The following is a 13,222-nucleotide window of genomic DNA, read 5'->3' as shown; positions in this document are numbered from 1 at the left end:
ACGGGCGTCATGACGCGCGTCACCCGGCCCGCGATCAGGCGCACCCCTCCAGCGGCGGGACGGTCTTGACGAGCTGCAGCCCCGTGCCCGCGAAGTGCTTGTCGAGCAGCTTCGCCGCGGTGCCGTCGGAGTACATCTGGGTGATGGCCTTGTTGACGGCCTCGCAGGTCTCGGTGTCGCCCTTCTTGATGCCGACGCCGTACTTCTCTTCGGTGAAGGGGTCGTTGATGACCTTGAAGGCGCCCTTCTGCTGGTTGGCGAACCCGGCCAGGATCAGGTCGTCGGTGCTGACCGCGTCCAGGGCGCCCGCCTTCAGCTTGCTCACGCACTCGGAGTAGCTGCCGGCGTCCACCAGGGTGACGCCCTTGATGTTGAGCTTGCCGTCCGGCGGCGGCTCGGTGATGCGGCGGAACGAGTTGGACCCCGCCGCCTTGCAGAGCTTCCGGCCCTTGAGGTCCTTCGCCGACTTGATGTCGTTGTTGCCGACGGTGACCATCGTGTCCTGGTGCGCCACGTAGTAGGGGCCGCCGAAGGTCACCTGCGCCTTGCGCGCCTCCGTGATGGAGTACGTGGCGAAGATCAGGTCGACCTGGCCGCCGCCGATGAACGCCTCGCGGTTGGCGGAGGTCGTCTCCTTGAACGTGATGCCGCTCTCGGGGACGCCGAGCTGCTTCGCGACGTACTTGGCGACGTCGACGTCGAAGCCGTCGTAGGTGCCGTCGGGCTTCTTCAGACCGAGGGCCGGCTGGTCGTACTTGATGCCGACCGTCAGCTTCTTGTCCTCCTTGGCCTTCTGCACGACCGTCTTGGCCTCGGTCTTCTCCGTGTCGCTGCCGCACGCGGCGAGGGCCAGTGACAACGCCATGCCCGCCCCGATCAGGGCGCCGAAACGACGTACTCGCATTTCTCGTCCTACCTCTGCTCTCTGCCGGGGTCCCGCGGCTCGGTGAATCATTTCGTGCCTTGATCCAGGTCCGTGGGAGCACGCCGCACGGTCAATGACTCAGTGGGTGAGGATCTTGGAAAGGAAGTCTTTGGCGCGCTCGGTGCGCGCATTGGTGAAGAACTCGTCGGGCGTGTTCTCCTCCACGATCTGGCCGTCGGCCATGAACACGACCTTCTGCGCCGCCCGCCGCGCGAACCCCATCTCGTGCGTGACGACGATCATCGTCATGCCCTCGCGGGCCAGGCCGGTCATGACGTCGAGGACCTCGTTGACCATTTCCGGGTCGAGCGCCGAGGTCGGCTCGTCGAAGAGCATCACCTTGGGTCGCATCGCGAGGGAACGCGCGATCGCGGCCCGCTGCTGCTGGCCGCCCGACAGCTGGGCGGGGTACTTGTGCGCCTGGTCGGCGATGCCGACCCGCTCCAGCAGCTCCATCGCGTGCTTCTCGGACTCCTGCTTGCGCTGCCTGCGGACCTTGATCGGCCCGAGCGTGACGTTCTCCAGGATCGATTTGTGGGCGAAGAGGTTGAACGCCTGGAACACCATGCCCACGTCGGCGCGGAGCCTCGCCAGCTCCTTGCCTTCCTTGGGCAGTTCCTTCCCGTCCACGAGGATTGTTCCGCTGTCGATTGGTTCCAGCCGATTTATCGAACGGCACAGGGTCGACTTACCGCCGCCGGACGGGCCGATGACGACGACGACCTCGCCGGGATCAACGGTGAGGTTGATGTCCTTGAGGACGTGCAGCTCCCCGAAATGCTTGTTGACGTTCTCGACCACGACGAGTGGCCGGTCACCGGAGGCGGCCGGCGCGATGGTGTCCTCCGGCCCGTCCTTGGAGAGGTCGGGCCCGCCTTCGCTGTCGGTCATGCGGTCGGACTTTACGTCATCGGCGGCGAAGCGAAAGTCGCCGCGCGGTACCGATACGATCACGAAAACCCATGTCGGACAGGGTCTGTCGTGGCGCAGTGTGATCAACGGTGCTGGGGGCGCGCGAGGGTTAACCCGTTCCGTGATGTCGGGTCAGACCCGTACCCTTGATAACCGTCATGAATGCGCCTATCGAGACGGCTCCCCGTACGTACGAGATCCGTACCTACGGGTGCCAGATGAACGTCCACGACTCCGAGCGACTGTCCGGGCTCCTGGAGTCGGCCGGATATGTGCGCGCCGGGGACGCCGAACCCGACGTGGTCGTGTTCAACACCTGCGCGGTGCGGGAGAACGCGGACAACCGGCTGTACGGCAACCTGGGGCATCTGCGGCCCGTCAAGGACGGCCGTCCCGGCATGCAGATCGCCGTCGGCGGCTGCCTCGCGCAGAAGGACCGCGACACCATCGTCAGGCGCGCCCCCTGGGTGGACGTGGTGTTCGGCACCCACAACATCGGGTCGCTGCCCGCGTTGCTGGAGCGTGCCCGCGTCCAGAACGAGGCGCAGGTCGAGATCGAAGAGTCGCTGGTGACGTTCCCGTCGACGCTGCCGACGCGCCGGGAGTCCCCGTACGCGGCATGGGTGTCGATCTCGGTCGGCTGCAACAACACGTGCACGTTCTGCATCGTCCCGTCGCTGCGCGGCAAGGAGAGGGACCGCCGGCCCGGCGAGATCCTCGCCGAGGTGGAGGCCCTTGTCGGCGACGGCGTCCTGGAGATCACGCTGCTCGGCCAGAACGTCAACGCCTACGGCTCCGGATTCGGGGCCCTGGCGGACGCGCCGGACGAGGTCCGTGCGATGACGTCCGGCGGCCAGTCGGCCTTCGCGGGGCTGCTGCGGGCGTGCGGCGGTGTCGAGGGATTGGAGCGGGTCCGGTTCACCTCGCCGCACCCGAAGGACTTCACCGACGACGTCATCGCCGCCATGGCCGAGACGCCGAACGTGACGCCGTCGCTGCACATGCCGCTCCAGTCCGGGTCGGACGCGGTGCTGCGGGCGATGCGCCGGTCGTACCGGCAGGACCGCTACCTCGGCATCATCGAGAAGGTCCGGGCGGCGATCCCCGACGCGGCGATCACCACCGACATCATCGTGGGCTTCCCCGGCGAGACCGACGCCGACTTCGAGGAGACCCTGCACGTGGTGCGTGAGGCGCGGTTCGCGTCGGCGTTCACGTTCCAGTACTCCAAGCGTCCGGGCACGCCCGCCGCGACCATGGACGGTCAGCTGCCGAAGGAGGTCGTCCAGGAACGGTACGAGCGGCTCGTCGCCCTCCAGGAGGAGATCTCCTGGGCGGAGAACAAGAAGCAGCTCGGCCGCACCCTGGAGGTCCTGGTCGCCGAGGGCGAGGGCCGCAAGGACGAGGCGACCCGCCGCCTGTCGGGCCGGGCGCGCGACAACCGGCTGGTCCACTTCGGCGTGCCCGACGAGCCGGTGCGGCCCGGCGACATGGTGACCGTCGAGGTCACCTACGCCGCGCCGCATCACCTGGTCGCCGACAAGCCGGTCCTGGACGTCCGCCGGACGCGTGCCGGTGACGCCTGGGAGGCCCGCCAGGGCGGTACCGGCGGCGCGGGCGGCGCGAAGGGCGTTTCGCTCGGAATGCCGACCATCGGACGGCCCACGGTGCCCTCCGCGGCCGACGCGCCCGTGTCGGGCTGCGCCGTCCACCCCTGACCTCCGGCATCATCGGGGGAGTTCCGCGCGTGTTCCCTCGTGGTTCCCTCATGCGCGGCCCCGGTCTCAGGAGGCAGTGTGCTCGTATCGGCTGCGGTGTGCCCGCATCCGCCCGTCCTCGTGCCCGAGATGGCGGGAGAGGCCGCACCGGAGCTGGACGCGGTGCGCGCCGCGTGCGAAGAGGCCGTTCGACGCCTCCGGGACGGCGACGCGCTGGTCGTCGTCGGCGGCGGCCCTGAGACGCGCTCCTACGGCCCGGACGCCTACGCCACCCTTCAGCCCTATGGCCTGGCCTGGGCGAGCCCTGAGGAGCCCCACGAGGGCGCTGAGGCGCTGCCGCTGTCACTCACCATCGGACGCTGGCTGCTCCAGCGGCAGGACAACGTGCCCGCGATGGACGCCGCGCGCTTCGAGGCGATCGCGTTCGACGCCTCACCGGAGGAGTGCCTGGCGCTCGGCCGGGAACTCGCGGCAACGGCCGACCGGGTCGCGCTGCTGGTGATGGGCGACGGGTCGGCGTGCCGGTCGGAACAGGCGCCCGGCTACTTCGACGACCGGGCGCGTCCCCATGACGAGGCGGTGGCGCGGGCGCTCGGAGACGCCGACACCGCCGCCCTGGCCGCACTGGACCCGAAGACGTCATGGGAGATCCGGGCGGCCGGTCGCGCGGCGTGGCAGGTACTGGCCGGCGCGGCCCGCGGCGACGCCGGGCGGGCCCGCTTCACGGCGGAACTGCTCGCCGACGAGGCGCCGTACGGGGTCGGCTACCTCGTGGCGGCCTGGTCGGTCACGGGTCAGAGCTGGTGACCGCCGCCCGGCTCGTCGCCGTGCGCCGAGCCGCCGCCCATGCCACCGGGCCGGTCGCCCATGCCCCCGGGCTGGTCGCCCATGCCGCCGGTCTGGCCGCCGCCTTCGCGGTCGATGTAGTCGCCCGCCTTGTTCTGCGCCTTGTCGACCTTGTCGGAGTACTTGCCGCCGGTGCGTTCGTCGAACTTGTCACCGGCCTTGTCGACGCCGTGCTTCGCCTTGTCCGGGTGCTGCCCGAGCATCTGCTTGACCTTGTCGACGATGGACATACGACCATCCCCCCGGATCCCTCGTCTGTCTTCGGTGGCGACGCGCGAAAAACGCGCCGACACCCGTACAACCCGGCTATACCCGTTCTGTTGCCACAATTAAGCCTGTGACCTCACCAGATGTGATCGCGGTGGTCGGTGCGACGGCCGCGGGAAAGTCCGATCTCGCCGTGGAACTGGCCCTCAGGCTGGGCGGGGAGGCGGTCAACGCCGACTCCATGCAGCTGTACCGCGGCATGGACATCGGCACCGCCAAACTGTCCCGCGCCGAGATGCGCGGCGTCCGGCACCATCTGCTCGACGTCTGGGACGTGACCGTGACCGCGAACGTGGCCGAGTACCAGCGGCTCGGCGCCGACGCCATCGCGGACGTCCGAGGTCGGGGACGGCTGCCGATCCTCGTCGGCGGGTCGGGCCTGTACGTCCGGGCCGCGCTCGACGAGCTGGAGTTCCCGGGGACGGATCCGGCCGTCCGGGCACGCCTCGACGGCGAGCTGGCGGAGGTCGGGCCCGGCGCGCTGCACGAGCGGCTGCGCGGCCTCGACCCGGCCGCCGCGGCGGCGATCCTGCCGAGCAACGGCCGCCGGATCGTCCGGGCGCTGGAGGTCATCGAGATCACCGGCCGCCCGTTCACGGCGTCGCTGCCCGAGTACCGGTACCGCTATGGCGCCGTGACGCAGATCGGGCTGAGCGTTCCCAGGGACGTGCTCGACGAACGCATCGCAACCCGGGTGCAACGGATGTGGGACGCGGGACTGGTCGAGGAGGTCCGTGAACTGGAGAAACAAGGCCTGCGGGACGGGCTGACCGCCGGCCGCGCCCTCGGTTACGCGCAGGTGCTGAGGTTCCTGTCGGGGGAGTGCACGCAGGAGGAGGCCCGCGACGACACCGTCCGGACGACGCGGCGGTTCGCCCGTAGGCAGGAGTCGTGGTTCCGCCGCGACCCGCGCGTCCAGTGGCTGCCCTACGACATCCCTGACCTGGTCGAACGTGCCCTGGCTCTGGTCGATCGAGGAGCCGGGACGGACAACTAGGATCGAGGGATGCGGTTCGTCAAGGGACATGGCACCGAGAACGACTTCGTGATTCTTCCCGATCCGGACGGCGTCCTGGATCTCACGCCGGACGCCGTGGCGCGGTTGTGCGACCGGCGGGCCGGGATCGGCGCCGACGGCATCCTGCGGGTCGTCCGGACGAAGGTCGCGGGCCCGGACGCGGAGCCGTACTCCGACACCGAGTGGTTCATGGACTACCGCAACGCCGACGGGAGCGTCGCCGAGATGTGCGGCAACGGCCTGCGCGTCTTCGCCCGCTACCTGGTCGAGGCGGGGCTCGCCGCGCCCGGCGAGTGGGACGTGGCGACCCGGGCGGGGCTGCGTCGGGTGACGCTCGGCCCGTCCGGGGACGTGAGCGTGCAGATGGGCCGGGTCGAGCTGCTCGGGCCGAGCGAGGCGTCCGTGGCGGGGACGGTGTTCACGGGAGAGCGCGTCTCCGTGGGGAATCCGCATCTGGCGTGCCGGACGGACGCTCCGGTCGCGGCGCTGGACCTGTCGCGCGCCCCGGGCTTCGATCCCGCCGCCTTCCCGGAGGGCGTGAACGTCGAGTTCTACCGCTTCGTGGGGGAACGGCACGTGGAGATGCGGGTGTTCGAGCGGGGCTCCGGTGAGACGCGTTCGTGCGGCACCGGAACGGTCGCGGTCGCCGCCGCCGCGAGGGCCGAGTCCAGGGCCGGGTCCACCGGGGCGGGCCTCGACGTGTCCGAGTGGACGGTGGACGTCCCCGGCGGACGGGTGACGGTCGCGCTCGACGGGACGTCCAGCCGGCTGACGGGGCCCGCGGTCCTCGTCGCCGACGGCGAGACACGGCCCGGCTGGCTCTGACGGATTCCCGGTCCGACCAGGGCGAGATCGGCATCAGGGGTGGTCCCGGATCGATCGGGACAGGTGTCCCTCATCAACGGGACCTTCCGCCGAATAACTTCTTTCTTGCACACCCTCTGGTGAATGGCCCGTACGGATCGGGATGGGAGCCCCGGTGCCGTACGGAGCCCGAGGGCCGGTGGCGACCTTCTTGGCGGGGGGCGGTCACCGGCCCTCCCACCGGGTGACGTCGGGCGATGCGGGGGCTCCGGCGACGGGCGGGGGTCCGGTGATGGCTCAGCGGTCGTTATGTTCGTCGTGTCACGTGTACGACGCGTCAAGGATGAAAGCCGTTGACGGGCAGCCTGGCGCGAACGAGGGTCCCGCCCTGTGGGCCGGGCCCGACGGTGCACGATCCGCCCAGTTCTGCCGCGCGTTCCCGCATCGAGGACATGCCGATGCCGGAACGCACCCGCGAAGGCAACCCCACACCGTCGTCGTCGACCGTGACGTGCAGGTCACCGTTCAGATGCAGCCGTACGACCGCGGAGTCGGCGTTGGCGTGCCGGTGGACGTTGGTCAGCGCCTCCTGCACGATCCGGTACGCGGCGACCTCGGCGGCCGCGGGCAGGCCCTTCAGGTCGCCGTCCACCTGAACGTCGACCTTCGGGCCGTCGCCGGTCGCGACGACACCGCCGAGGGCCTGGATCGCGCCCTCCAACCCAAGATCGTCCAGCGCGGGCGGGCGCAGCCCGTAGACGAGGTCCCTGATGTCGCCGATGGTGCGGCCCATCGTCGCCCGCAGGTTCTCCAGGAGGGCGTCGACGGCCTCGGGGTCGCTCTTCAGCGTGATGCGCGCCGCGTCGACCGTCATGGCGAGGCTCGCCAGCGTCGGGCCGAGCCCGTCGTGCAGGTCGCGCCGCAGCCGCCGCCGCTCCTCCTCCCGGGTCCGCAGGATGTGCTCCCTGGAGCGCTGCACGTCGGCGGCCAACCGCGCCGCGTTCGCCAGTTCGGCGAGGTTGCGGGCCAGGATCCCCGACAGCCGGGCGTCGGGCGTGCGGGTGACGCCGAACAGCAGCCGGCCCACGGGCTCGCCGTGCCACACCAGCGGGATGAGCTGCGGTCGCCGGCCGAGGACGCCGTCCTCCGCGGAGATCGTCCGGCCGTCACGGTCCAGGACCTCGATGGTGACGCCGGTGGCGTGCAGGGCGGACCGCGCGACCTCGGCGGCGACGGCGAGCGCGGCGCCCGGGTCGGCGGCGGTCTGCAACCGCCGGTTGAGCCGGTCGGCGATCCGGTACGGATCGCGCTCGCCGTGGATGAGCCCGTCCACGGCCCGCTGGAGGCGCCGCCGGGCGGGTTCGAAGAACGCGCCCGCGACGATCGCGCCCGCCAGCCCGGCGAGCGCGCCCTGGCCGTGCGCGAGCAGGCTCGCGGCTCCGACCAGCGCGAAGTAGACACCGGTGATGACGGCGACGAGGCCCGCGTAGACGAGTGTTCTGCTGACGACGAGGTCGATGTCGTAGAGCCGATACCGGGTGATCGCGAAGGCGATGCAGATCGGGACGGCGACGATGGTGAGGTTGCGCAACGGATCTCCGATCGGGCCGTTCTCTCCGATGTAGATGATCCCCTCGGCGACCAGACCGGGATACACCACCCAGCCGATCTGCCGGCGAACGTCCGGCGGCGACTGGACGAACCGGACCGCCAAGGAGAACAGGGCCGCGGCCAAGGTGGAGAGGATGACCACGGTGATCGGCAGCGGAATCGTCTCGAACGGGTAGACCGACACGCCGTTGTGCCAGCGCCGCACGCCCGGATCGATCGTCAGATGGACGCAGACGATGACCGGGACGAGGCAGGCGAGCACGAGCACCGGGCGGAACCAGCGCGACACGAGCCGTCCGTTCGGGAAGATCAGCGGAAGGATGAGCGTCAGGGTGTAGGTGTCAATGGCCCACAGCCAGGTGGCGAGCCATCTGACGAACCCGGCCGCGGGCCAGCCGTGCAGCTCGAACCAGGGGGCCAGGTTGAGGGCGAGGACGTAGAGCGAGGCGTTGAACCCGGAGCCGAGCATCAGCCAGCCGACGGTCAGCCCGCGCCGGTGCCGGAGCAGGATCGCGCCGACCGGTGTCCAGGCGAGCGCCACGAGGATCTCCGGGTGCCACCAGACCATCCGCAGGTCACCGGGTAGCCGGGTGCCGAGGACGAGGGACGCGGCGACGATGAGCACGGCGCCGAGCGCGAGCGGGAACGCGACGGGGCCCGCCCCGCGGTCGTGTTCTGCCGTCTCCACCATGCGCTCCTCGGACCGAAGGTAATGGAATGTTAAAGCTTGCGGCTTCCTGTCCAGCAGTCTCGGGGGCGTCTTTCTCGGGGCACCGCCCACCGGTTCGATCCGGACCACGTCGTCACGGACGTACTGGTATGTGCCGTGATGTTAACCGTGGAATCGGACGGTGAGAATGGAATCTCCCTGGTCACGGTCATCGGGTCGGGCCGTGGTACGCCGCTCGGGGCGCCGTCCGCCGGCCGGATGACCGGGTACGGCGCGGGTGATGGTCCCGTCGTGGGGGGTTGAAAGATCAAGGATCTTCTGTCCAAGTGTCCGGTGAACCGGGCGACCGAAAGCCGCCGATTCGGCCGCCCTGTAGAGATCATGTGACCGGGTCGTGATCATGTGCGCGTCAGGTCGCCCGAGTCAACCCGCCGTAGCGGCGGCCTCGGCCCCCAGGTCGTCGGCTAGGTCGTCGGCTAGGTCGTCGCCCGTGGGACGTCCGCCACGAGGGCGTCGCGTCCCAGGCCTCGGAGGGAGGCGTCCAGGACCTGCGCGGTGTGCGCGACGGCGAGGACGGCGCCGCGCCGGCGCAGCGCGGTGGCGATCTGCATCGAGCAGCCGGGATTGGCGGCGACCAGCAGCTCGGCTCCGGTCGCGGCCACGTTCACCGCCTTGCGGTCGCCGATCTCCGCGGCGGCCTCCGGCTGGAACAGGTTGTAGGTTCCGGCGGAGCCGCAGCACAGGTCCGGTTCGGCGATCTCGCGGACGGTCAGTTCGGGGATCCCGGCCAGCAGGGCCCGGGGCTGGACACGGACGCCCTGCGCGTGGGAGAGGTGACAGGCGTCGTGGTAGGCGACGGTCACCGGGAGCGGCTGACGTTCCGCGCGGGGCCCTAGCTCCACGAGGAACTCGGCCAGGTCACGGGTCTTGGCCGACAGCGCGTCCGCGCGGCCCGACCAGGCGGGATCGTCGGCGAGCAGGGCGCGGTACTCCTTCATCGCCGACCCGCAACCCGCGGAGTTCACCACGATCACGTCGACGCCCTCGAACGTCTCGACCGTCCGGCGGGCGAACGCGCGGGCCTCGTCCTCCCGTCCGGAATGCAGGGACAGCGCCCCACAGCACCCCTGGCCGGACGGGATCACCACGTCACAGCCCTCCATGGCCAGGACGCGGGCCGTGGCCGCGTTGACTCCGGGGAAGAACTCCGCCTGCACGCAACCCGTCAGCATCCCGACCGTGGCACGGCGCTCACCGCGGGCGGCGACCCGTTCCGGCAGTCGCGGTGCCTTGCCGAGGGGCGGCGCGAGCCGTTCCATGGCCGCGATGGACGGCGAGACGCGTTCCAGTACGCCACTGCGCCGGACGAGCCGCTCCAGACCCGACTTCTGGTACGCGCGCAGAGGCCCGCGCAGCGCACGGAGCCGCCGCCTGTACGGGAACAGTTGGAAGACCAGTTCCCGAATGGCACGTTCCTTCATCGAGCGCGGGTGTTCGCGTTCGACGTCGGCCCGTGTCATCTCGATGAGGCGGTCGTACTGAACACCCGACGGGCAGGACGTCACACACGCCATGCACCCCAGGCAGCGGTCGAAATGCTCCACCATCGGATCGCTGAGAGGCGTCCCATCGGCGTGCTGCTGCATGAGGTGGATGCGGCCCCTGGGGGAGTCCATCTCCTCGCCCCACAGCACGTAGGTCGGGCACGTCGGCAGGCAGAAACCGCAGTGCACGCAGTCACTGAGGAGTTTCGGGAGATCGTCCTGGTCGCTCATCAGATGCCTCCCGCGAAACGGCCGGGGGAAAGCCGGTGTTGCGGATCGAACTGGTCCTTCACGCGCCGCATGAGTGCGAGCGCGGGGACGGGCCCCCACAGGTCGATCTCGTCGCGCGTCTTCTGCGGGGCGTACCGGACGATCGCGCTGCCACGGTGCCCGCCGAGCACGTCCCGTAGACGGTTCACGACATCCGCCACCTCACCGGGCGATGACCCGGCGGGAAGGGCCACATGGCCGTGCCCGCTGCCGCTCCAGGTGGCGGCGGTGTCCGGGCCGAGCGTGGTGAGAAGGTCACGCAGAGCGGGCGGCGGGGCGGTGACGTCGACGAGAGTGGTGCCGTCCGGGTACCGGCCCCAGCCGTTCGGGGCGGTCTCGGTGATTTCCGCGTCCTCGCCGAGGAGTTCCGCCGTCTGCCGGGCGCGTGCGGCGACACCATCGGGAACGCCCTCCAAGAGGATCGCGACCGTGCCCGGACTGATGTACTCCACCGCGCTCGGTGCGACAGCCGAGTGAAGGATCCGTTGGACGGTGTCGTGCGCGTCCTCTGGGCCGTTGACGGAACGCGTCACATGAGCGGTCGACGCTGGCGCGGGATGCAGCCGGAACGTCGCTTCCACGATGAGACCCAGAGTTCCGAACGAGCCGCAGAAGAGCCGTCCGAGGTCGTATCCGGCGACGTTCTTGACGACCTTCCCGCCGGAACGCGCGATCTGCCCGTCCGCCCGGACGATCGTCAGCCCGATGACCAGGTTGCGCGGCGTCCCGTACAGCGCACGCAGGGGACCGGCCACTCCCGCGGCGATCGTGCCGCCGACCGTGGAACCGGGCAGGGGAACGTCCAGCGCGAGCCGCTGCCCCCGTTCGGCGAGCATCTCACCGAGGCGTTCCACGGGCAGGCCGGCCTGGACCGTCGCCACCAGGTCTCCGGCGGCGTGCTCGATGAGACCGTCCAGCCGATGCGTGTCGACGAGCAGGTCGCACCGTTCCGGGGGCGCGCCCCAGTCCAGGCGGGTCTCGGCGCCGCGGGGGACGACCGCCAGGCCGTTCTCCGCGGCGACGCGCATGACGTCCGCGGCCTCGGCCACGTTCCGGGGCGCGGCGACCACGGCGGGCTCCACGCCGAGCACGCCGTCGGCCGGGTCACCGGGCCGCACGTCGCCGCAGACCTTCGCCAGGGCGTCCAGGGGCCGCATCAGAAGAGGTCCGCCTTTCCCTCGAACGGGTGGGCGCCCCGGCGCACGCCGGGCACCTCACCGCACAGGCGCGGTGTGGGGAACACCTTGCCCGGGTTGCACAGGCCCGCTGGGTCGAAACCGCACCGCACCATCTGCATCGTGTCGAGGTCGGCGTCGGTGAACATGCGGGGCATGTACCGGGACTTGTCCACGCCCACGCCGTGCTCGCCGGTGATGGAACCGCCGTGCTCGATGCACAGGTCGAGGATCGCGCCCGACACCTCCTCGGCGCGCTGTTCCGCGCCCGGTTCGGCGTCGTCGAACAGCACCAGCGGATGCAGGTTGCCGTCTCCCGCGTGGAACACGTTCGCGACCCGCACGCCCGACTCGGCCGACATCGCGTCGATCCTGGCCAGGACGTGCGGCAGCGCCGTACGCGGGATCACGCCGTCCTGGACGATGTAGGCCGGGCTGATCCGGCCGACCGCCGCGAACGCCGACTTGCGGCCCTTCCAGATCAGCGCCCGCTCCGCGTCGTCCGCGGCGACCCGGATCTCGAACGCGCCCGCGTCCCGGCACAGCCGTTCCACCTCGGCGAACTGCGCCGCGACCTCCGGCTCGGGACCGTCCAGCTCCACGATCAGCACCGCGCCCGCCCCCGGCGGGTACTCGCAGCGCACCGCGGCCTCCGCCGCCTCGATCGACAGCGCGTCCATCATCTCGATCGCCGCCGGCACGACACCCGCCGCGATGATCGCCGACACCGCGCCGCCGCCCGCCTCGATCGAGTCGAACGCCGCCAGCAGCGTCCGCACGGTCTGCGGCACCCGCGTCAGCCGAACCGTGATCTTGGTGGTGATGCCGAGCGTGCCCTCCGCGCCGACGAACACGCCCAGCAGGTCGTAGCCGGGCCCGTCGGCCGTCAGCTCCACCAGTTCGCCGTCCGGCGTGACGACCTCGCAGGCCAGCACGTGGTGCGCGGTGAACCCGTACTTCAGGCAGTGCGCGCCGCCGGAGTTCTCCGCGACGTTCCCGCCGACCGAGCAGATCTGCTGGCTGGACGGGTCGGGCGCGAAATGGTAGCCGTACGGCAGGACGGCCCGCGTCACGTCCAGGTTGATCACCCCGGGCTCCACCACGGCCCGCTGCCCCGGGATGTCGATCTCCAGGATCCGGCGCATCCGGGACGTCACGATCAGGACGCCGTCCGCGTGCGGCAGCGCACCGCCCGACAGGCCCGTCCCCGACCCGCGCGCCACGTACGGCACCCCGGCCGCCGCGCACTCCCGCACGATCGCGGCGACCTGCTCGGCGTTGTCGGGCAGCACGACGATCGCGGGCGTCGACCGGTGACTGGTCAGCCCGTCGCACTCGTACGTGCGCAGCCGCACCGGATCGGTGATCACCCGCTCGGCCCCGAGCAGTCCGTGCAGTCGATCCGCCAGCACGGTGAGTCGTGCGTCCATCACCCCACCCTCCTCCGCGCCCGAGGCCGCCG

At 70.8% G+C, this 13,222-nt stretch carries 11 protein-coding genes; 4 read left to right on the top strand and 7 right to left on the bottom strand.

The genetic code is table 11. The features are described from left to right. Nucleotides 1-34: 34 nt before the first annotated feature. Both BZB76_RS16600 and BZB76_RS16595 read right to left on the bottom strand, forming a co-directional pair. Entirely contained in the window at nucleotides 35-904 is an 870-nt protein-coding gene (locus BZB76_RS16600; protein WP_121435243.1) for a glutamate ABC transporter substrate-binding protein, read from the bottom strand. A gap of 99 nt (nucleotides 905-1,003) precedes the next feature. Then, nucleotides 1,004-1,816, bottom strand: coding sequence for an amino acid ABC transporter ATP-binding protein (locus tag BZB76_RS16595; RefSeq protein WP_121435242.1), 813 nt, complete (start codon nucleotides 1,814-1,816; stop codon nucleotides 1,004-1,006). 179 nt (nucleotides 1,817-1,995) lie between these two features. Here BZB76_RS16595 and miaB point away from each other — a divergent pair, with 179 nt between their 5' ends. Together miaB and BZB76_RS16585 are read left to right on the top strand one after the other, a co-directional pair. Further along, nucleotides 1,996-3,555: a tRNA (N6-isopentenyl adenosine(37)-C2)-methylthiotransferase MiaB gene (miaB, locus tag BZB76_RS16590; RefSeq protein WP_121435241.1), complete on the top strand. Its 1,560-nt coding sequence runs from the start codon at nucleotides 1,996-1,998 to the stop codon at nucleotides 3,553-3,555. 78 nt (nucleotides 3,556-3,633) lie between these two features. Further along, a complete protein-coding gene (locus BZB76_RS16585; RefSeq protein ID WP_121435240.1) occupies nucleotides 3,634-4,362 on the top strand; it encodes a class III extradiol dioxygenase subunit B-like domain-containing protein in 729 nt (242 codons plus the stop codon). On the opposite strand, the gene BZB76_RS16580 is transcribed toward BZB76_RS16585, so the two are convergent. After that, on the bottom strand, nucleotides 4,350-4,631 hold the full coding sequence (locus tag BZB76_RS16580; protein WP_121435239.1) for an antitoxin: 282 nt from the start codon (nucleotides 4,629-4,631) through the stop codon (nucleotides 4,350-4,352). The genes BZB76_RS16585 and BZB76_RS16580 overlap by 13 nt on opposite strands. Before the next feature lie 122 nt (nucleotides 4,632-4,753). Between BZB76_RS16580 and miaA the strand changes: the two genes are divergently transcribed. Both miaA and dapF read left to right on the top strand, forming a co-directional pair. Continuing rightward, on the top strand, nucleotides 4,754-5,665 hold the full coding sequence (gene miaA, locus BZB76_RS16575; RefSeq protein ID WP_121435238.1) for a tRNA (adenosine(37)-N6)-dimethylallyltransferase MiaA: 912 nt from the start codon (nucleotides 4,754-4,756) through the stop codon (nucleotides 5,663-5,665). Nucleotides 5,666-5,674: 9 nt separating this feature from the next. Further along, complete coding sequence (gene dapF / locus BZB76_RS16570; protein WP_121435237.1) at nucleotides 5,675-6,511, top strand: diaminopimelate epimerase; 837 nt, start codon at nucleotides 5,675-5,677, stop codon at nucleotides 6,509-6,511. 316 nt (nucleotides 6,512-6,827) lie between these two features. Here the strand turns inward: dapF and BZB76_RS16565 are convergent, their stop codons facing one another. The 4 genes from BZB76_RS16565 to BZB76_RS16550 all read right to left on the bottom strand — a co-directional run bounded on the left by BZB76_RS16565 (nucleotide 6,828) and on the right by BZB76_RS16550 (nucleotide 13,190). Then, the gene (locus BZB76_RS16565; protein ID WP_121435236.1) at nucleotides 6,828-8,792 is read right to left on the bottom strand and encodes a sensor histidine kinase; all 1,965 of its coding nucleotides are present in this window, start codon (nucleotides 8,790-8,792) and stop codon (nucleotides 6,828-6,830) included. A 455-nt stretch (nucleotides 8,793-9,247) separates the two neighbouring features. Further along, nucleotides 9,248-10,546 (bottom strand): (Fe-S)-binding protein, encoded by a 1,299-nt coding sequence (locus BZB76_RS16560; protein ID WP_121435235.1) that lies wholly within the window; start codon nucleotides 10,544-10,546, stop codon nucleotides 9,248-9,250. Continuing rightward, nucleotides 10,546-11,742, bottom strand: coding sequence for an FAD-binding oxidoreductase (locus BZB76_RS16555; protein ID WP_121435234.1), 1,197 nt, complete (start codon nucleotides 11,740-11,742; stop codon nucleotides 10,546-10,548). Before BZB76_RS16555 ends, BZB76_RS16560 begins: the two co-directional genes overlap by 1 nt. Beyond that, the gene (locus BZB76_RS16550) at nucleotides 11,742-13,190 is read right to left on the bottom strand and encodes an FAD-linked oxidase C-terminal domain-containing protein (RefSeq protein ID WP_121435233.1); all 1,449 of its coding nucleotides are present in this window, start codon (nucleotides 13,188-13,190) and stop codon (nucleotides 11,742-11,744) included. The genes BZB76_RS16555 and BZB76_RS16550 overlap by 1 nt, the downstream gene beginning before the upstream one ends. Nucleotides 13,191-13,222: the final 32 nt, after the last annotated feature.

It is taken from the genome of Actinomadura pelletieri DSM 43383, assembly GCF_003634705.1.
Taxonomy (GTDB): Bacteria; Actinomycetota; Actinomycetes; order Streptosporangiales; family Streptosporangiaceae; genus Spirillospora; species Spirillospora pelletieri.
The sequence above is the reverse complement of the archived record's forward strand: the minus strand, read 5'-3'. Positions and strand labels throughout refer to the sequence as shown.